We start from the raw sequence: 19,088 nt of genomic DNA, 5'->3' as shown, positions 1-19,088 counted from the left end.
GTTATTTAAAATTTATTGGTTGCGGGAGTAGGACTTGAACCCACGACCTTCGGGTTATGAGCCCGACGAGCTACCAACTGCTCCATCCCGCGATATTAGTATTAAATAACTTTATCTTAATTAGTGTGTTTTAATTACTACAGAATATTACTTCAATTTAATACTTTTTATTTTACTATAAGTTTTTATTAGTTAACATAAAAAACAAATTGGTTGCGGGAGTAGGACTTGAACCTACGACCTTCGGGTTATGAGCCCGACGAGCTACCAACTGCTCCATCCCGCGATATTAATTGTAAAATTTTAATTTTGCATGTTTGTTAATTTAGTCACTTAAATTTACTATTAAGTAAATCTTGAAAACCACTTATAATACTATACTACTATACCTTATATGTCAATAGTTTTTTTATAGATCCAATAATAAATTTATAAAATAATTATATTTGAAAATGGTAGCGGAAATAGGACTTGAACCTACGACCCTTCGGGTATGAACCGAATGCTCTAGCCAGCTGAGCTATTCCGCCTTATTGGTTGCGGGAGTAGGACTTGAACCTACGACCTTCGGGTTATGAGCCCGACGAGCTACCAACTGCTCCATCCCGCGATATTTGGTGCTGAAGACCGGAATCGAACCGGTACGGTGTTTAACCACCGCAGGATTTTAAGTCCTGTGCGTCTGCCAGTTCCGCCACTCCAGCTTATTTGGAAACATGCATAATGCTATCTCTTGGCAACATGTTTTATTATATATGATGTATAAACTGTTGTCAATAACTTTTTATTCTTTTAAAATAGGAACTAAAAACTTAGTTCCTACAAAAATATTCAAACTTAATTTCCACTAATAACTTGAAGTTTTTTTACTATAACCTCTACCTTTTCCTTCTTGATGTTTTTTAACATCTTGAAATCTTTCTTCACTATCCTTTAAAAATTTAGACATTATGTCTTCAAAATTACATGTATTAGTTTTGCTTTTTTCCTTTTCCCAATCTATTTCCATTGGTTTAATAGATCTTTTAGGTACTCCAGCTTGCTTTATGGATAAACTTATTTTACCATTATCATCCACAGATATTACTTTTACTTTTACGATATCATTTTCCTTAAGATGATCATTAACATTTTTAACAAATGTATCTGAAACCTCAGATATATGCACTAATCCTGTTTTACCCTCCACCTCTACAAACGCACCAAAATTGGTGATATTTACTACTTTACCTTCTACAATACTTCCAGCCATTAAGGTCATATTAAAAAGACTCCTCCTTAAAAATTATGTTTTTTATTTTATATATTAATTTAATAATACGAATAACAATGTTAATAATCAAAATAATTGCGTTTAGTTTTTATTGTCCATTACAGGAGTTTCACCTTCTTTAACAAGCCCTAATATTTCTCTTGCCAATTTTTCTATATATTTGTCAGTCTTAGATAACTCTACTTCATCCTGTAACGTTCTTTTTTCTTCTTTTTTCTTTTGTAATTCAACATTATACTTTTGCAACTCTTTTTTTTGTCTACTCATTGTTATCTGTTGCAAAGTTAAAACATAACATACATACACAATAACAATAACTATTACGACACTTTTAATACTAATTTTTTTTTTCATATCCCATACCCTTTTCCTTTCAATGGAATGAGTATTCTTAAGTTTCCTAAACCTATTTTAAATTGTATTTCACATTTCTTCAAGCTATTTCTTTATAATTTTTCTTTTTTTTTTATTTTAAGCTTATAAAGCATTAAAATCACTGGGTATAAAATAAGGTTCATCGTCACTCTAAATGCCTTACCGCTTAATTTTAATGATCTATATTGCAACTTTATAAAAGTTCTACTTAAGAGTTTCAAATATAAGTATACACCTATTATCAAACATACATACACATAAAAGTTTATGTAACCCTTATTAGTATACATCAAAAATATAAAAACCACTATAGAAGTTAATGTCCAAAATAATAAATCTTCTATTATTGTCAACAATTTGTTGGGATTTTCAAATCCCCTCATCAATCTATATATATCAAAAAATACTCCTGTTATTATTCCGGCGAGCAAACTGAAGGATATAAGTTGAACTTGGCCTATCAAAGAAACTATCATAACTCCTCTACCTGAACAATCTTGATATTATGCTATCTTTTTTATCCTTGATTTTATCGCTAGTATATACAAAAGAATCTACTTTCCCAGTTATTATAACATCCCCATTTTGAACATCTAATTTATTCATCTTTAATTCTTTTCCTTTTACCACCATTGTTCCAACATCTGTATTTAATAATATTTGATTCTCATTGAAATTTACAACCTCTATAACCCCACTTAGGGTTAGTTTTTTTCTGTTTTCAAGTGTAAGCATGCTTTTCTTATCTTCTATCTTAATTTCTTTTCTAGCTTCCATAATATCCTCCTTTTAAATTTTACTCTAAAAAATTGGGAATTAAGAAGCTAATCCTATTTCTCAATTCTTAATTAGTGATATAACAATATATTCATATAAAATATATATGCTTATTAATCTTAATTAAGAATTATATTCAGTAACATTTATTCTTTATCTTCTTTTCCTGAGATCATTTCATACATTTCTTTTGCACTTTCTTTTGTAACATGTTCAGCAATATTAATAATTTTAGCTTTTAAAACTTGATTTGCAAATTGAATTTCTATGATATCATTTTCGGCAACCACTGTACCTGCCTTCGCCACCCTGTCATTAATAGAAACTCTACCACTTCCACATGCTTCTTTAGCAATTGTTCTTCTTTTTATAATCCTTGATACTTTTAAGTATTTATCTAATCTCATTTTATGTTTCCCCCTTTTAATGTTTTTTATTACTCTAATACTTTCAATTAATAAAATATTTCGCAAAACATAATTTTAAAATAAAAAACCCAGATATACATCTAGGTTTTTTACATCATAGTAAAATTATTTATTTACTATATCTTTAAATTCTTTACCAGCTTTAAATACTGGAACTGTTGAAGCTGCGATTTGAATTTCTTCCTTTGTTCTTGGGTTTCTTCCCATTCTTGCTGCTCTTGCTCTTGTTTCGAAAGTTCCAAATCCAACTAGTTGAACTTTTTCACCTTTTTCTAATGTTTCTTCAATACTTTCTATAATTCCCTTTAGCGCTGCTTCAGCATCTTTTTTTGTTAGGTTAGATTTTTCTGCAATACTTGTTATTAATTCTGATTTATTCATTTTTGTTGCCTCCTCGTTATGAGCACACTATTAAATAGTATATTCATTACTAATTTTGAAATTTCTTGTTTTGGATATGATTTTTATTCTACAAATAAATTTATCGTCTTTTAGATTCGTTCCATAATTCGTCCATTTCTGCAAGTGACATATCCTTCAAGTCCAAATCCATATTTCTTGCATTTTCTTCTATGTACGCAAAGCGATTAATAAATTTATCTATAGTATAATTTACTGCAATTTCAGGGTCTATGTCAAGTAGTCTAGCGATATTTACTGTAGAAAACACTAAATCTCCAACTTCTTCTACTATTTTTGCCTTATTATTGCCTTTATATACATCTCTTACTTCTTGTAATTCTTCCATAACTTTTTCCATTGCAGGTTCAACACACCCCCAGTCAAATCCAAATTTCGCTGCTTTTTGCTGAACTTTATCTGCTCTCATTAGTCCTGGCAAATTCTTTGGGACATGTTTTAGCGTATCTGTATAACTACTAAACCCCTTTTCCTCCTTCTTAATATTCTCCCAGCTTTCTAACACTTGCTTCACATTTTTACTTTGCACAACTTTAAATATATGTGGATGCCTATTTATCATTTTATTTGTAACTCCGCAAATAACATCATTTATGTTAAAAAAGCCTTCTTCTTTTCCTATTTGAGCATGAAATATTACCTGCAGTAATACATCTCCTAATTCCTCAATAATGTTTTCATCATCCTTATTATCTATAGCTTCTAAAACCTCATAACATTCTTCAATAAGACATTTTTTTAAGGATTCGTGTGTTTGCTGCAAATCCCATGCACACCCATTTTCTGATCTTAAGGTATTCATAACTCCAGTTAAATCATGAAAATCTTTTGTGGCTTCTAAATTCTTTGGTACATAAATTGATGTTAAATAATCTATATCCTTTTGCCTATCTAGTTCATATAGTTTCATTTTCCTAATGCTTTCAAGTCCCTTTATCCCTGCAGCGCGTACAAAGTATATTTCCATATCATCTTTGTAATACTCAAGAAGATCTAATTTTACGTCTGCTGCAATTGACTCATTATAAACTTGAGTTATTAAAAGCCCTACCCTTTTGTCTAACACTTGATTTTTAATATCAAAAGCATCTATAATTTTAAGTCCTTCAATGGGATCCAATTTTAGACTTTGAATCACTGCATCTATAAAGCTAACGGCAGGCATAATTTCTATATTTATCCCCTTTTTTTCGCAAAGATTTATTAATAATTTAACGGATGTTTCTGCAACAAGAGGGTGGCCTGGGACTCCATAAATAATCTCTCCATAAATTTCATATTTCTTGATAAGATCCTCTGCAATAGATCTATAGACATCATCAAAATTGTTATATTCTTCATACTTATTATCATAGGTTTCAAATTTAACCCCTATGGACTTTAGGTAATCCACAGTTGGATGTTTCTGAGTTCTTAAATAAATATTTTCACTGCCTTTAAGAAGTTCAAGCGTACCTATGGTAAGTGATTCTACAGATCCAGGACCAAGTCCCACTATTTTAATCATTAGCTTCTACTCCTTTATTTTTATTTTCTCTTAAATATTTTCTTCTTAATATCTTCATATTCAAATATTCTAAGTAATAAAACAAATATTAAATAAACAACAACTCCTATTAGAATGGATATTACGCACGATAATCCCTTGCTCATTGTATAATTATAGACAATAGCGTTGCTAAATACAACTGTAACTATCATTATAATAGCAGCAATCGCAGGTTTTATAAAAGTATCAATAATGTTAAATTTTATATTTAAACTCTTTTTTAAATCGTGCATATTCAGCAAACAACTCGTAATATATCCCAAAATAGTTCCTATAACAGCACCGTATATGTTGACAAATGAAAACGAAACCAATACATATGTTATAATCACTTTTACACTGCAACCAAATGCTAAATTATATACAGGTTTCATATAATTACCTACACTTTGTAATATAGCAGTACTTGTTTGAGTTAAAATAATAAATGGTATACATATTGATATATATTGTAATATTTGATATCCTCCAGCATCTCTCATAAAAACTAAACTCATTATAGGATAAGCCATAAAAAATAGCCCTAAAAATGATGGCAAAGAAATAACGTTCGATAATTTAACAGCCATATCTACCCTTTTTATAAGTTCGCGTCTTTTACCTAAATAAAAAGCTTCTGCAATTATAGGTACCAGAGACGCACATAGAGCTATCGAAAGCGCTAAAGGTACATTCATCAGAGTGAACACCTTTCCCGTCAATTGGCCGTACATTATTGCGGATTGCGTTTGCGTAAATCCTGCTTTTAAAAGTTGTTGTGGTACTAGTATAGAATCTATTAATGACATAATAGTCCCAACTGCCGCGCCCATAGATATTGGTAATGCAGCTCTTGCTAAATCCCCTAAAATATACTTACGCTTTGATTTCTTTCTTGCTGGCAATTCCTTTTTCATCTTAAAGTAAGTTGACACTAAATATATACTTCCCATAATTGCACCAACTAGCGTTCCAAGAGCTGCTCCTCCAGCTGCATATTCAATTCCCCTTGGAAATAATAAATAGGCAAACAAAACTCCAGCCACAACTCTTCCAACTTGTTCTACTATTTGCGAAATAGCAGTGGGCCTAACATTTTGAAGCCCTTGAAAAAAGCCCCTAAATGTACATATGATAGAAACGAAAACCGGTGCTATCGCAATTGCTAGGAACGAATAATATGACTTAGGATCCCATCTTAAAATAGTTATTATATCTCTCGCAAACATCAACATTAGAATACTAAATGTCGTTCCTAGTAAGATCATAAAAAAAAGTGTTTGCGTTAATACACTACGAGCTCCCTCCTCATCATTTTTAGCATTCATTTCAGCAATAAGTTTTGACATAGCAATTGGAACTCCTGAAGCTACCGCTACAAAAAACATATATAGTGGATATGACATCTGGTAGTATCCCATACCCTGGTCTTTTATAAGTGCTTGTAGTGGAATTCTAAAAAACAGGCCCAAAAATCTAGTAAATATCCCTGCTACTCCAAGTACAATAGTCCCTTTTATCAATGAGTATTTTTTCATAATAGCCTCCTTGTATTCGCGAGCGTTTTAAATAATTACATTCTCTGATTATAATTATTTAATTTAGGAGATTATTATTACTAATACTTCAAAAATAAAAGTATATATTACCGCAAATATGTTTCATTTGCTTAGTAATATATACTTTTTTGTGTAATATTTTTATTGTTCCATCTGTTTTCCTAAAAATGAAGCAGCAGTTTCAGCAAGTTTTAATTCTAAATTTCCAAACTTAATTGCTGCATCTGTAGATATTATTAACACTGCTCCAATTGCATCCCCTTCTGTTATTATAGGCGCAATTACTTGAGCATTATATTTATTTTCTGTCTCATCTTCGTACAATTCTATGATTTTTTCTGAACCTTCTCCTAATACAATAGCTTTTCTATTTTCCATTACCTTTTCTAATTCAATACTGACTTTTTTATCAACATACTCTTTTTTAGGAGCACCACTTACAGATATTATGTTATCTTTATCGCATATAACTATTATGTTACCTATAGTTTGTTGTAACGATTCAGCGTACTCTCTAGAAAATTCACTTAATTCACCTATTGGTGAGTATTTTTTTAAAATTACTCCACCTTCTCTATCAGTAAATATTTCTAATGGATCTCCTTCTCGTATTCTTAGAGTTCTTCTTATTTCTTTAGGTATAACCACTCTTCCTAAATCATCTATACGTCTTACTATCCCAGTTGCTTTCATTTAAATAATTCCTCCTTTTATTAAATCATATATAATATACTAGCTCTATTATTATCTTTCAAAACTTGAAATTTTATGCACATTTGTATATGTTTAAATTTTAATAGCTATAAATACATATTTTTATGTATAATTATGTATATTAAATTTGTTTGTTAAATAACTTTACTTATTCATTTTGAATCTATTACTAACTAAAACAAAAAAAAATAAAGGACACCTTTATTTTACAGGTATCCTTCACAATATTATAAATTTTTAGCATATTTTTTTATTTTAGCTTCTGTTTGCCATTTTGTCATAGCAGCCTTCCACTGAGTATCTTTTTCCTTGTTTATAAGTATTTTTTGTATATCGGATTTAACATCTTCAAATTTCTTTACAGGGTATTCTTTTATTGCTATATTTTTTATTATATGAAATCCAGCTTGAGTTTGAACTGGCTGTGAAATTGCCCCTACTTTTACCTTAATAGCCGCTGCCATAAATATAGGATCCATTTGGGCATCATTATACTCTACAGTTCCTATCTCACCACCGCTATCCTTAGTTGCATCTGTACCTTTTTCTTTGGCAACTTTCGCAAAGTCTTCACCAGCATCTATACGTTTTTTAACAGCTACGGCTTCTTCCTGCGTTGCAACTAAAATATGAGCCACATGAATTGTATTAGGTTGCGTCGTAAACTGCGTTGAGTTACTAGTGTAATATGCTTTCTCCGCTGCTTCATCAGTCTTCGCGCTTTTTGTAGTTTCATTGTACAATGCATCTTGCACAACACTAGGCTTTATTCTTTCCTTTAGTGCTTCTTCTGTAATATTTGCACTTGTAAGCGCTGCTTTATATTGTTCATCCGTTCCTAAACTTTTCTTAATCTCCGATAGTTTCTTAGTTAATTCTGTATTCATTTCAGCTTCACTAGGTGTTAATTTTAGCTGTTCTGCTTTGTAAATTACAATTTTTTCAGTAATTAACCCTTCTAATACTTTTTCTTTTTCAGTTGCTAACTTACTCATAGCCTCTTCATTAGTAGCATAACTTGCTCCATATTGCGCTTCAAGTTGCTTAAGAACACCTTCTAATTGAGTATCCAATTGACCCCTTGTTATCTCAGCACCATAAACCTTAGCTACTGGACTTTTAGCAATACCTTCCGGCGTTTTTTCAATCATATTACACCCTATTAAAGATGTAGCAAATATAGTTATTAAGGCCGTACAAATTATCTTTTTTACGTTTTTCATTTTACTTCCCCCATTCTATATGTAATATCGTCATTTGTAGTTACTTGCGATACCCATTAATTTTAACACAATTCTACTTTATTTCAACTATACTTTTTATATGGCTAGTAATCTCTATGAGATTTGCAAGCACCTCTTCTTTACTTAATTTTTTAACCTTATATGCAAAAGCTGGCGTACTTCCTAGCTTAAATACAATGCTTTTATTATATTTAGTAACTAGCGCTTTAACTATCTTCTGGTTTATCCTCTCACCGCTATCAAACTGTAACACAATCTCTTCATTTACTTCTTTTATATCTATTATTCCCACCTGGGCAGATATGTACCTAAGGTAAGCTATATCCATAAGATTTGCAACACAAGTAGGTATATCTGAAAATCTATCCTCTATTTCCTCTTGTATATCCATCATCTCTTCAAATGAATCAATAGCCGCAATTTTTTTGTAAATCTCAATCTTTTGCATCTCGTCCTCAATATATGTTCCTGGAATATATGCATCTATTTTTATTTCAACTGATGTTTCGATAGGTTGCTTTTCTATATCACCTCTTATTTTTTTAACTGTCTCTTCTAGCATTCTACAATACAAATCGTATCCTACTGCAGCCATATGACCATGTTGAGCTCCACCCATCATATTCCCAGCTCCGCGAATTTCAAGATCCCGCATTGCTATTTTAAACCCTGACCCAAGTTCTGTAAAATCTTTGATTGCTTTAAGCCTTTTTTCAGCAACTTCAGTTAACACCTTATCTTTTTTATAGGTAAGATATGCATATGCTATTCTATTTGACCTACCAACTCTACCTCTTAATTGGTAAAGCTGAGAAAGTCCCATCTTATCCGCTTCATAAATTATTATTGTATTTGTATTTTGAATGTCTATTCCCGTCTCAATAATAGTAGTGCACATTAATATATCATACTTATTTTCCATAAAGTCTATCATAACAGATTCAAGTTCTCTTTCAGTCATTTGACCATGTGCAATGCATACTCTGCCTTCTGGTACAAGTTTCCCTATATACGCTGCCATCTCTTTAATTGTTTCTACTCTATTGTACACAAAAAAAACTTGACCATTTCTATTTAGTTCCCTTAAAATTGCATCCCTTATTAGCTGATCGTTAAATTCCACCACATAGGTTTGTATTGGATATCTCTCCTCTGGGGCTGTTTCAATTACGCTTATATCACGCACTCCAGTAAGCGACATATGCAAGGTTCTTGGTATTGGCGTTGCTGTTAACGTAATCACATCTATATTCTTTGCCATGGTCTTTATTTTTTCTTTATGAGTTACACCGAAACGTTGCTCCTCATCTATAATCAGTACCCCTAGATCCTTAAACTTTACATCGCTTTGTATTATCCTGTGTGTACCTATTAATATGTCTACATTACCTTCTTTTGTAGCCTTAATAACAAGTTTCTGCTCAGCCGGCGTTCTAAATCTACTTACCATTTCAACTTTTACTGGAAAATCCGAAAATCTCTTTGTTAGGGTTTTGTAATGTTGCTCAGCAAGTATTGTAGTTGGAACTAGTAATGCTACTTGTTTGCCATCCATAACTGCCTTAAAAGCCGCTCTAACAGCTACTTCTGTTTTACCATATCCAACATCCCCACATATTAACCGATCCATTGGCTTATCTGATTCCATATCCTTTTTAATTTCCTCAATCGCTATTAGTTGATCTGGTGTTTCCTCAAATGGAAATTCTTCTTCAAATTGCTTTTGCCATACTGTATCTTTGCTATACCTGTGACCCTTAAGTGTAGATCTTGCAGCATAAAGTTTTACCAACTCCTCTGCAATATCTGCAATAGAGTTTTTAACCTTGTTTTTCGCTTTAACCCATTCCGCTCCACCTAGTTTACTAATTTTAGGAGCTTTCCCTTCACTTCCAATATATTTTTGTACCAAATCCAATTGTTCTACTGGGACGTAAAGGGTATCCCCAGAATTGTAACTAAGCTCTAAATAATCTCTTTTATGGCCATGAACCTCTAATTGTTTAATTCCTTTGTATACACCTATTCCATGGTTTACATGAACAACATAGTCACCTAATTTAAGCTGAGTAAAACTTTTGATTTTACTTACTCCCTTTTTATTTGCACGACTAGTTGTTTTAGTTTTTGCTTGCCCGAAAACCTCTTTGTCAGATATAACACACACCCTGAGCTCAGGATATTCAAACCCTTTTAATTGATTACCAAATGTTACAACAACCTCTCCAAACTCAATTTGATCTACGCTGTCCTTATAAACGCCTTCTACCCCTCTATCCCTAAGCGTAGCTATAAGTCTCTCTCCGCGAGTTCTTGTTCCCGCGAGAATTAGTGTCTTATAACCCTTCGCTTTTTTATCTTTTATATCCTCAATAAGCATATCTAACTGGCCATGGTAATCAAAAATTGTAATTTGAGAAAATGATATTATAGACTTTGGCTTAATCATCAATGTAGTTTTAGCAATAGCATTTAAGGTCATAACTTCTAGGTTTTCTAAATCTTCATATATATATTCCTTATTAATTAAAACTTCTGCCTGTTTAGGCAATATATTACCCCGACTTAAAAAATTCTCGTAATTTTCTTCAAATTCAAAATACACACTATCTAGTTTCCCTATACACCTTTGTACATCATCAACTACTACAAAAGCACCTTTCATGTAATCTAAAAAGGAAGATGTAACATCATAAAAATAAGGCGTGTAACTATCAATATCTTTAAAACTCCAAGTTTCCCTAAGTGCTTCTAGGTTAACATTAACAAGCGACGTTATCCTTTCTATAATTTCTTTATCTTTCTTTTTACTTAATTTACCTACTACCTTTACTAAATCTTCTTTTATATTGTTATAACCTTTTTCCATGCTTTCCTTGGTTAATATTATCTCCTTTGCTGGAAACATATCTATTTCGGTTACTTTATCAATACTCCTCTGAGTCTCTCCATTAAATGATCTAATAGAATCTATTTCATCATCATATAATTCTATCCTAAACGGTAACGCAGTTGTAGGAGGGTATAAATCTACGATTCCACCCCGCACGCAAAATTGACCTTTAGTTTCGACTCTTTCTACTCTTTCATAACCACACTGAATTAATTTTTCTGAGAAATCATTTAAATTTAATTTACTTCCTACAGATAATTTAAAAATATATTTCTCTAGAAGTTCTATAGGTACATACGTCGCTGCCAGAGCCTCAATACATGTAATCACTATCTTTTTACCACTTTGTGTGATCTTTTTCATTACTTTAAGTCTTTCCCATCTTAAATCCCCAGATACAGCATCTGCATTGTAAAAACCCATCTCTCTAGTTGGAAAATAATATACATCATTTACATAAAAAGATAAATCTTCATAAATATTTTTAGCTTCTACATCAGAGTGCGTTAAAATTAATATAGACTTATCTAATTGCTCGTACACCCCATTCACTAAATAGTTCTTAGCTGATTCTGAAAGCCCATACACACCAATTGGATAAACCTTTTTTTCTATGTTTTTTAAAATCTCTTTAAATTGATTACTTTCCTTCAAAGGCTTCATAAGCCCACTTAGTCTCATGTTAACACCTCTCACTACATAAATATGTTTGTAATATTCTAATAATAAATACTCTAAGCATTAAATCCGTTAAATTGATTCATAGCCTCAGTATATCCTTCTTTTATTATAACCTCAACCGCTTTTGAACTAGCTTCAAATGTCTTTTCTACCATATCTCTGTCTTCTTTAGAAAACCTTCCTAGAACATGAGGAATTAATGCTTTTTCAGGTTTACCAACGCCTATTTTTATTCTTGGAAATACGTCAGAAGATAAGTTTGCAAGAATACTTTTTATCCCGTTATGTCCACCAGCACTACCTTTACTTCTCACCCTTAATTTACCTACATCCAAACTAATATCATCATAAATTATGATGATATTTTCATTAGGAATCTTATAAAAAGAAGCTGCCTCACGAACACTTTCTCCACTTAAGTTCATATATGTACTAGGTTTTAATAAAATTACCTTTTCAGATGCTATGTTAACTTCTCCATATACACCTTTAAATTTTATCCTATTAATCAAAACATTATACTCACTTGCTATTAAATCAATTACATCAAATCCTACATTGTGCCTTGTATGTGCATATTCTTTCCCTGGATTTCCCAGACCAACTACCAAATACATTATTACCTCCAAATATAATCATGCTTATGCCTTTTATCTCTCACATAATTATTCTTTTCATTTGCCCTATATATTATATTATACTAAAAATATGTTTTAATCCACAGTTATTGATAAAAATTACCATATATTAAATGTTTTTTAAATTATAGCCAATATATCGCCTGCATTAGTTAAATCATCTCCTGCGCAGCTGAAATGTCGTTAAAAAACTTTAGTCTGCTTTTAATTCTGAGATAGTTATACTAATTTTTAAAGACTTACCACCTCTCCAAATCTTACATGACACATGATCAGAAACTTTATATTTATTTAAAACATTACTCAAGTCTTCCATATTTTTAAGGCTTACATCAGCTATTTGAACTATAATATCATTAGGTATAATTCCAGCTTCTTCTGCTCCACTTCCGCTTATAACTTCTTGCACATGAACTCCTTCAATGCCATCGTTATCTGCTTTAACTGCAGCCTCTCCATAAATACCAATGGACGGCCTAATAACTTTACCACTCGAAATTAACTTCTTAATTATTTCGCTAGCTTCATTTGAACTAATAGAATATCCCAGTCCATAATTTTCACTTATTGAATTGAGTTTCAAATTATTTATTCCAATCACTTCTCCATATATGTTACATAAAGCTCCACCATTATTAGCAGGTGTTATTGCTGCATCAGTTTGTATTAATTTATATATAGTTTGTTCACCAGTTTTTTTATCTACTATATTTATTTTTCTATCTAATGTGCTTATAACCCCTGCAGTAACCGTTCCTAAGAACTGTTGCCCCATTGGATTCCCAACAGCAACAGCTATATCACCTATTTTAACCTTTGATGAATCTCCAAATTTTGCTATAGGTAAGTTACTAGCTTCAATTTTTATAACAGCCAAATCTGATATAACATCTATGCCTACAACCTTTGCATCTAGCACATTATCATTACTCAATTTAACTCTTACCGCTGTTGCGTCTTTAATAACATGGTAATTAGTAACTATAAAACCATCACTTTTAACTATAACGCCTGAACTACTACCTTCCGAAGTTTCCCACAATCCTTCTTCTTTATCGCTGATACCAACTACTGTGGGTGCTACCTTTTGAGCAGCAATCAAAATAGGATTGTCATATTCAGCCTGGGAATCACTATTTTCTGAAACACCCCTATTTACATCTCCAGTAACATTTTTCGGTATTTTCTCTTTATTAATCACATATTGTGCTGTAATTCCCCCAGAAAGTGCTGCTATTAGTATAAAACTAAATAGTTTTAAAAATACTTTAAAGTAATTTTTTTTATTGTTTTTTCTGAATTTAATCTCACTAAATATATCGCCGCGCTCTGCATTCTTCCACATAGCATCCCTTATTTGTCCACTGGATTCATATTTATCTTCTTTATCCACAACATCACCTCCTATTGGTTATGACTTGGCCATGGAAGTTTAATTAAATCATCTCCTGCGAAGCTGCATTAACGATTTCAAAACTATTTTACCTTCCTTAAGGTAAAAGTAAAGCAAACACCATTTTCCTTATTTTCCACCCATATATCTTCCTGCAATTGAGTTATTATATTCCTCACTATAGATAGTCCAAGTCCAGTGCTATCCTTTGCCGTCCTTGCTTTATCTGCCTTATAAAACCTATCCCATATATGTAATAAATCTTCGTCAGCTATTTTTTGACCAACATTAAATACAGATATGAGTGCCTTTTTTCCTTTAGATTTCGAACTGATTTCTATTTTCGCACCCTCATCAACATATTTTATAGCATTATCTAATAAGTTTGTAATAACTTGCACTAACCTATCCGTATCACCAGCTACAAATAAATTATCTTCGTCGAAACATACATCTACAGATGCCTTTTTAGCTTTAATTTTTGTTTCATTTTTTATAACAGTAAGCCTAATAATTTCGTTAATATCCACTTCCATAATTTTCAATCTAAACTCACCTGCTTCTATTGCAGACATGTCTAGTAAGTCGTTTACAAGCCTTGTTAGTCTTTGTATTTCTTCATACGCAATAGATAAGTAGTATTTCTCCTTCTCTTGAGGAATTACTCCGTCTAGTATTCCACTAATAAATCCCTTAATGGATGTTATAGGAGACCTAATCTCATGTGATACATTTGATATAAAATCACGTCTATTTTTCTCGTTTTTTTCAACGGAATCCGCCATAAAATTAAATGATTGAGCAAGTTCTCCGATTTCATCATTAGAATTTATATAAACCCTCTTATCCACATCTCCATTAGATATCTTCCTAGCAACTGAATTAATCTCAGCTAGCGGTTTTATAATTATCTTCTGTGAAAAATAATATATGACTATACAAGAAAAAATTATTGCAAAGATTGCAGATATCCATATTATTTCATAAACACGTTTTAAAGATTGACTTAATTCTCCAGTAGAATTATATAATATAATAGACCCCAAAAATCTGCCTGACTCACTCTTTACAGGTGTACCATAAACTCTTACTGTTTTATCAAACATACCAGCATACGGGCCTGTAATCTCAAATGTATTGCCAAGTCTAAGCTCTTGGAGTTGCTCATCAAAAACTTGTTTCCCCATAAACTCCTTATGATCATCGTTAGATACTACATAAACATATCCATAACTATCTACAAGCCAGATATCTGATTTTATATATTCTGCTATTATTGTAATCATGTTATCTATGTCTTGTACCGTAGCGTCTCCATCCATATATCTCTCAACAAGCTGCTGTATAACATATGAGTTATCCAAAAATTGTTGTTTCCTTTGATCAAAAAAGTAATTTTGGAACCAATAAGACAAAAATGATGCAATAAATATTAAGCTCATAGAAATTATAATAGTATAAGTAGCTAACATTTTAAAAAATAGCCCTTTCTTGACCATTTATTTCACCTCAAATTTATATCCTACTCCCCAAACGGTCTCAATCTGCCAATTGGATCCACCTTGAAGCTTTTCTCTTACTCTTTTAACATGCACATCTACGGTTCTAGAATCCCCCGGGTAGTCATATCCCCAAACTTCACATAATAATTGCTGCCTAGTGAAAACTCTGTTTTTATTAAGAGCTAAATAATGAACTAGTTCAAATTCCTTAGGTGGCATCTTTACTTCCTCACCTCTGTATGTAACATTATAAGAATTAATATCAATTTCTAAATCCTCAAAATTAAGAACTTCTTTCCCACCATTATCTAAGTTATAACGTCTAAGCACAGCTTTTACTCTTGCAATTATTTCTTTAGGCTCAAAAGGTTTTACAACATAGTCATCAGCACCGAGTTCGAGTCCTAACACCTTATCAAATGTTTCGCCTTTCGCAGTAAGCATAATAACAGGTGTTTCATGGTCTTTCCTTATCCATTTTAAAACATCAATTCCATCAATATAGGGTAACATTATATCTAAAAGCACCAAATCCGGTTTATAACTCAAAAAAGCTTCTTGTGCTGCTCTACCATCATGTACTACTTTTGTTGCATATCCTGAATTTTCAAGATACATTTTAATTACCTCAGCAATATTTTTATCATCATCGACTATTAGTATCTTTCCTATAGTTCCTTCCATATCAGTACCTCCTAATTTTTTCTCTATTATTTTATCCATTGTTTTCGTTTATTATTTTATTTTTTATAAATTGATAAAAAGAAACTAGTCACATAACTATTTCTTATTTAAACAACACGTAGATAAATCACCCTATAAGTAATTTATCTTATTACTAATTTATCACACTTTTGTGTTAATTGATTAGTTTTTTTTAAATGTTACAAATTATTCACCGCTATATTGGCTTTTTAAACAGTTATCATGCTTATTATTATATATTATTTTTTAGCTATGTATTATATCTCAAATTATAAAATAAAATAGCGATGCCCAATTATAAAAAAATTGTGCATCGCTATTTTAAAATATGTATCTAATCGTTGTTTACATCTTCAAACAATTTACTTACAGAAACATCCTCATATATTCTCTTTATAGCTTCTGCTAATATCGGAGCTACAGATAATGTAGTAAACTTATCAGAGTGTTTGCTCTCTGGAATATCTATAGTGTTAAGTATTATTAATTCTTTTATTACTGAATCATTTATCCTTTGAATAGCTGGCCCTGATAACACTCCATGGCTACAACAAGCATAAACACATTTTGCACCGAGTTTAACTAAAGCATTAGCTCCATTAGTTATAGTTCCTGCAGTATCTATCATATCATCCATCATTATAACTGTTTTATCCTTAATGTCTCCTATAACGTTCATAATTTCTGCTACGTTAGCTTTGGGCCTTCTTTTATCAATTATAGCTATTGGAGCATCTAATTTTTCTGCAAATTTCCTTGATCTAGCAACGCTTCCAAGATCTGGTGCAACAACAACTACATCATCTCTATCTTTGAATCCTTTTTCTATGTAATATTTTGCAAGTATAGGTGTTCCAGTCATATTATCAACTGGAATATTAAAATATCCTTGTATTTGGGCTGCATGTAAATCCATAGTAAGTACACGGTCTGCTCCTGCAGTTGTTATAATATCTGCAACAAGTTTTGCTGTAATTGGATCTCTAGCTTTTGCTTTTCTATCTTGCCTTGCATATCCATAATACGGTATAACCGCAGTTATTCTTCCTGCTGAGGCTCTTTTAAATGCATCAATCATAATAAGTAATTCCATTAAATTATCATTTACCGGTTCATTTGTTGATTGAACAACAAATACATCTGCTCCTCTTACAGTTTCATGTATATTAACAGATATTTCTCCATCACTAAAAGTTCCTACTTGTGACTCTCCAATGGGTAATCCCAGTATATCAGCTATATCTGATGCTAATTTAGGATTTGAGTTGCCTGTGAATATTTTAATGTTTTTGCCATGGCTTATCATCTGTAGTACTGATTTACAAAAATCGTAACAACTCATATCGTAATATAATTTGTTATGAATTTAAATTCTACCTTCTAAATAGAATTGCAGCATCTGGGGTATCATTAAACCACTCAGGGTAATGTTTTGCATTAAAAATTCCATACCATCAAAGGTAATTATTCATAATTTAATGCTGATTTAGTAGTTTTATATACACCTTCTACTGCGTAAATCAGTTTTCCACCTCCCTTTATAATTTACTTATTAGTTGTTAAATTTTATATTATGTAACTTTACTTGCTATGTCCCGATCTTACTACCCAATTTTCAATATTCCTTTGCTTTGCCCTAGCTATTGCTAGTGCACCATTTGGTACCTCATTTGTAATTGTAGAGCCAGCTGCAATATATGCATTATCATTAACTGTTACAGGTGATACTAAATTAGCATTACAACCTATAAAAGCATTATTGCCAATTATTGTTTTATATTTTGCTTTTCCATCATAATTTACAACTACAGTTCCACAGCCAAAATTACAACCGCTTCCAACTTCGGCGTCACCAATGTATGTAAGATGAGACACCTTTGTGTTATCTCCAATAGTTGATTTTTTAATTTCAACAAAATCTCCTATCCGAGCATGTTTACCTATAACACTTTCTGGCCTAATGTACGCAAAAGGTCCTACAGTAGTTTTCTCTCCTATTCGGCTTTCCATTACTACAGAACTTTGAATTGTAATTCCATTTTCAAGAACACTATCACAAATTCTATTATTAGGATACAAAATACAATCTTCTTTAATAATAGTATTTCCTTCGAGTATATTACCTGGATATATAATAGTGTCTTTACCTATTACAACCTCCCGATCAATATAAGTGTTACTAGGATCCATTATTGTAACTCCATTTTCCATATGCTTTATATTAATTCTTTTTCTCATAATTGCCTGCGCATCTGCAAGCTCTACCTTAGAATTAACAGCTGTAATTTCATCAGCTGGTACATCAAAAGCTCCGACCTTAAACCCACCATTTTTTAATATGCCAATAGCGTCTGTTAAATAGTATTCCTTTTGAGCGTTATTATTATTTAATTTATCTAAACTACTAAGTAGTTCTTCTATATTAAAGCAATACATACCTGAATTTATTTCTTTAACTAACAATTCATCTTCACTGCAGTCTTTAAACTCAACTATTTTTTTAACTTCCCCATTTTCATCCCTAATTATTCTACCATACTTTGCAGGCCGATCAATAGTTGAAGTTAATATAGTAGCTTTGAAGTCACCTTTTTCATGATAATCTAATAATTTCCTAACAGTATTTTCAGTAATTAGGGGACCATCTCCAACAAATATTGCTACTGTTCCACTTTTCCCTCTTAGAAATTCATTAGCACACATCACTGCGTGTCCTGTTCCTAACTGCTCTTCTTGAATGGAATAATTAATTTTTCTGCATTCTGTTCCTTTTTTAACTTCTTCTGCTCCTTTACCAATTACCACATCAACCATTTCAATGTCTGCACTTCTCATAACGTCAATAACATGGTTTATCATTTCTTTACCACAAACTTTATGCATTACCTTAGGTAGACTAGAGTTCATTCTTTTTCCTTCACCTGCAGCTAATATTATAGCGCATTTATACAAATAAAA

Annotated in this window: 17 protein-coding genes and 5 tRNA genes; all 22 read right to left on the bottom strand. The window is 31.7% G+C overall.

What is annotated here, in order from left to right; genetic code table 11:
- Positions 1–16: 16 nt before the first annotated feature.
- The 22 genes from ACREVX_RS01070 to glmU all read right to left on the bottom strand — a co-directional run bounded on the left by ACREVX_RS01070 (position 17) and on the right by glmU (position 19,082).
- Positions 17–92, bottom strand: a tRNA-Met gene (locus ACREVX_RS01070).
- A gap of 118 nt (positions 93–210) precedes the next feature.
- Positions 211–286: transfer RNA gene (locus ACREVX_RS01065), tRNA-Met, on the bottom strand.
- Positions 287–453: 167 nt separating this feature from the next.
- Positions 454–530 (bottom strand) — tRNA-Met (locus tag ACREVX_RS01060).
- Positions 531–534: 4 nt separating this feature from the next.
- Positions 535–610: transfer RNA gene (locus ACREVX_RS01055), tRNA-Met, on the bottom strand.
- Positions 611–615: 5 nt separating this feature from the next.
- A tRNA-Leu gene (locus ACREVX_RS01050) sits at positions 616–704 on the bottom strand.
- Between the two features lie 143 nt (positions 705–847).
- Positions 848–1,261, bottom strand: coding sequence for a S1 domain-containing RNA-binding protein (locus ACREVX_RS01045; protein WP_431542208.1), 414 nt, complete (start codon positions 1,259–1,261; stop codon positions 848–850).
- Between the two features lie 93 nt (positions 1,262–1,354).
- Positions 1,355–1,627 carry an FtsB family cell division protein gene (locus ACREVX_RS01040; protein WP_431542207.1) on the bottom strand — a complete coding sequence of 91 codons (273 nt, stop codon included), beginning with the start codon at positions 1,625–1,627 and terminating at the stop codon, positions 1,355–1,357.
- A gap of 92 nt (positions 1,628–1,719) precedes the next feature.
- The gene (gene yabQ / locus ACREVX_RS01035) at positions 1,720–2,124 is read right to left on the bottom strand and encodes a spore cortex biosynthesis protein YabQ (protein WP_431542205.1); all 405 of its coding nucleotides are present in this window, start codon (positions 2,122–2,124) and stop codon (positions 1,720–1,722) included.
- A 7-nt stretch (positions 2,125–2,131) separates the two neighbouring features.
- Positions 2,132–2,425 (bottom strand): sporulation protein YabP, encoded by a 294-nt coding sequence (yabP, locus tag ACREVX_RS01030; protein WP_431542204.1) that lies wholly within the window; start codon positions 2,423–2,425, stop codon positions 2,132–2,134.
- 146 nt (positions 2,426–2,571) lie between these two features.
- Complete coding sequence (locus ACREVX_RS01025; RefSeq protein WP_431542203.1) at positions 2,572–2,832, bottom strand: RNA-binding S4 domain-containing protein; 261 nt, start codon at positions 2,830–2,832, stop codon at positions 2,572–2,574.
- Between the two features lie 126 nt (positions 2,833–2,958).
- Positions 2,959–3,234 carry a non-specific DNA-binding protein Hbs gene (hbs, locus tag ACREVX_RS01020; RefSeq protein ID WP_216124296.1) on the bottom strand — a complete coding sequence of 92 codons (276 nt, stop codon included), beginning with the start codon at positions 3,232–3,234 and terminating at the stop codon, positions 2,959–2,961.
- Positions 3,235–3,334: 100 nt separating this feature from the next.
- Positions 3,335–4,780: a bifunctional methyltransferase/pyrophosphohydrolase YabN gene (gene yabN / locus ACREVX_RS01015; RefSeq protein ID WP_431542201.1), complete on the bottom strand. Its 1,446-nt coding sequence runs from the start codon at positions 4,778–4,780 to the stop codon at positions 3,335–3,337.
- A gap of 20 nt (positions 4,781–4,800) precedes the next feature.
- The gene (locus ACREVX_RS01010) at positions 4,801–6,339 is read right to left on the bottom strand and encodes a putative polysaccharide biosynthesis protein (protein ID WP_431542200.1); all 1,539 of its coding nucleotides are present in this window, start codon (positions 6,337–6,339) and stop codon (positions 4,801–4,803) included.
- A 162-nt stretch (positions 6,340–6,501) separates the two neighbouring features.
- Positions 6,502–7,053 (bottom strand): stage V sporulation protein T, encoded by a 552-nt coding sequence (gene spoVT / locus ACREVX_RS01005; RefSeq protein WP_431542199.1) that lies wholly within the window; start codon positions 7,051–7,053, stop codon positions 6,502–6,504.
- Positions 7,054–7,301: 248 nt separating this feature from the next.
- Positions 7,302–8,297, bottom strand: a complete 996-nt coding sequence (locus tag ACREVX_RS01000) for a peptidylprolyl isomerase (RefSeq protein WP_431542198.1) — start codon at positions 8,295–8,297, stop codon at positions 7,302–7,304.
- A 73-nt stretch (positions 8,298–8,370) separates the two neighbouring features.
- On the bottom strand, positions 8,371–11,892 hold the full coding sequence (mfd, locus tag ACREVX_RS00995; protein WP_431542196.1) for a transcription-repair coupling factor: 3,522 nt from the start codon (positions 11,890–11,892) through the stop codon (positions 8,371–8,373).
- Between the two features lie 53 nt (positions 11,893–11,945).
- Positions 11,946–12,509: an aminoacyl-tRNA hydrolase gene (pth, locus tag ACREVX_RS00990; protein WP_431542195.1), complete on the bottom strand. Its 564-nt coding sequence runs from the start codon at positions 12,507–12,509 to the stop codon at positions 11,946–11,948.
- Positions 12,510–12,723: 214 nt separating this feature from the next.
- On the bottom strand, positions 12,724–13,923 hold the full coding sequence (locus tag ACREVX_RS00985; protein WP_431542194.1) for a S1C family serine protease: 1,200 nt from the start codon (positions 13,921–13,923) through the stop codon (positions 12,724–12,726).
- 83 nt (positions 13,924–14,006) lie between these two features.
- Positions 14,007–15,395, bottom strand: coding sequence for a sensor histidine kinase (locus ACREVX_RS00980; RefSeq protein WP_431542193.1), 1,389 nt, complete (start codon positions 15,393–15,395; stop codon positions 14,007–14,009).
- Positions 15,396–15,422: 27 nt separating this feature from the next.
- Positions 15,423–16,109, bottom strand: coding sequence for a response regulator (locus ACREVX_RS00975; RefSeq protein WP_431542191.1), 687 nt, complete (start codon positions 16,107–16,109; stop codon positions 15,423–15,425).
- Positions 16,110–16,464: 355 nt separating this feature from the next.
- Positions 16,465–17,436 carry a ribose-phosphate diphosphokinase gene (locus tag ACREVX_RS00970; protein ID WP_431542210.1) on the bottom strand — a complete coding sequence of 324 codons (972 nt, stop codon included), beginning with the start codon at positions 17,434–17,436 and terminating at the stop codon, positions 16,465–16,467.
- Between the two features lie 275 nt (positions 17,437–17,711).
- Positions 17,712–19,082, bottom strand: a complete 1,371-nt coding sequence (gene glmU / locus ACREVX_RS00965; RefSeq protein ID WP_431542190.1) for a bifunctional UDP-N-acetylglucosamine diphosphorylase/glucosamine-1-phosphate N-acetyltransferase GlmU — start codon at positions 19,080–19,082, stop codon at positions 17,712–17,714.
- Positions 19,083–19,088: the final 6 nt, after the last annotated feature.

The organism is Clostridium sp., assembly GCF_050717545.1.
Taxonomy (GTDB): Bacteria; Bacillota; Clostridia; order Clostridiales; family Clostridiaceae; genus Clostridium_AD.
This window is presented reverse-complemented; position numbering and strand designations above follow the sequence as displayed.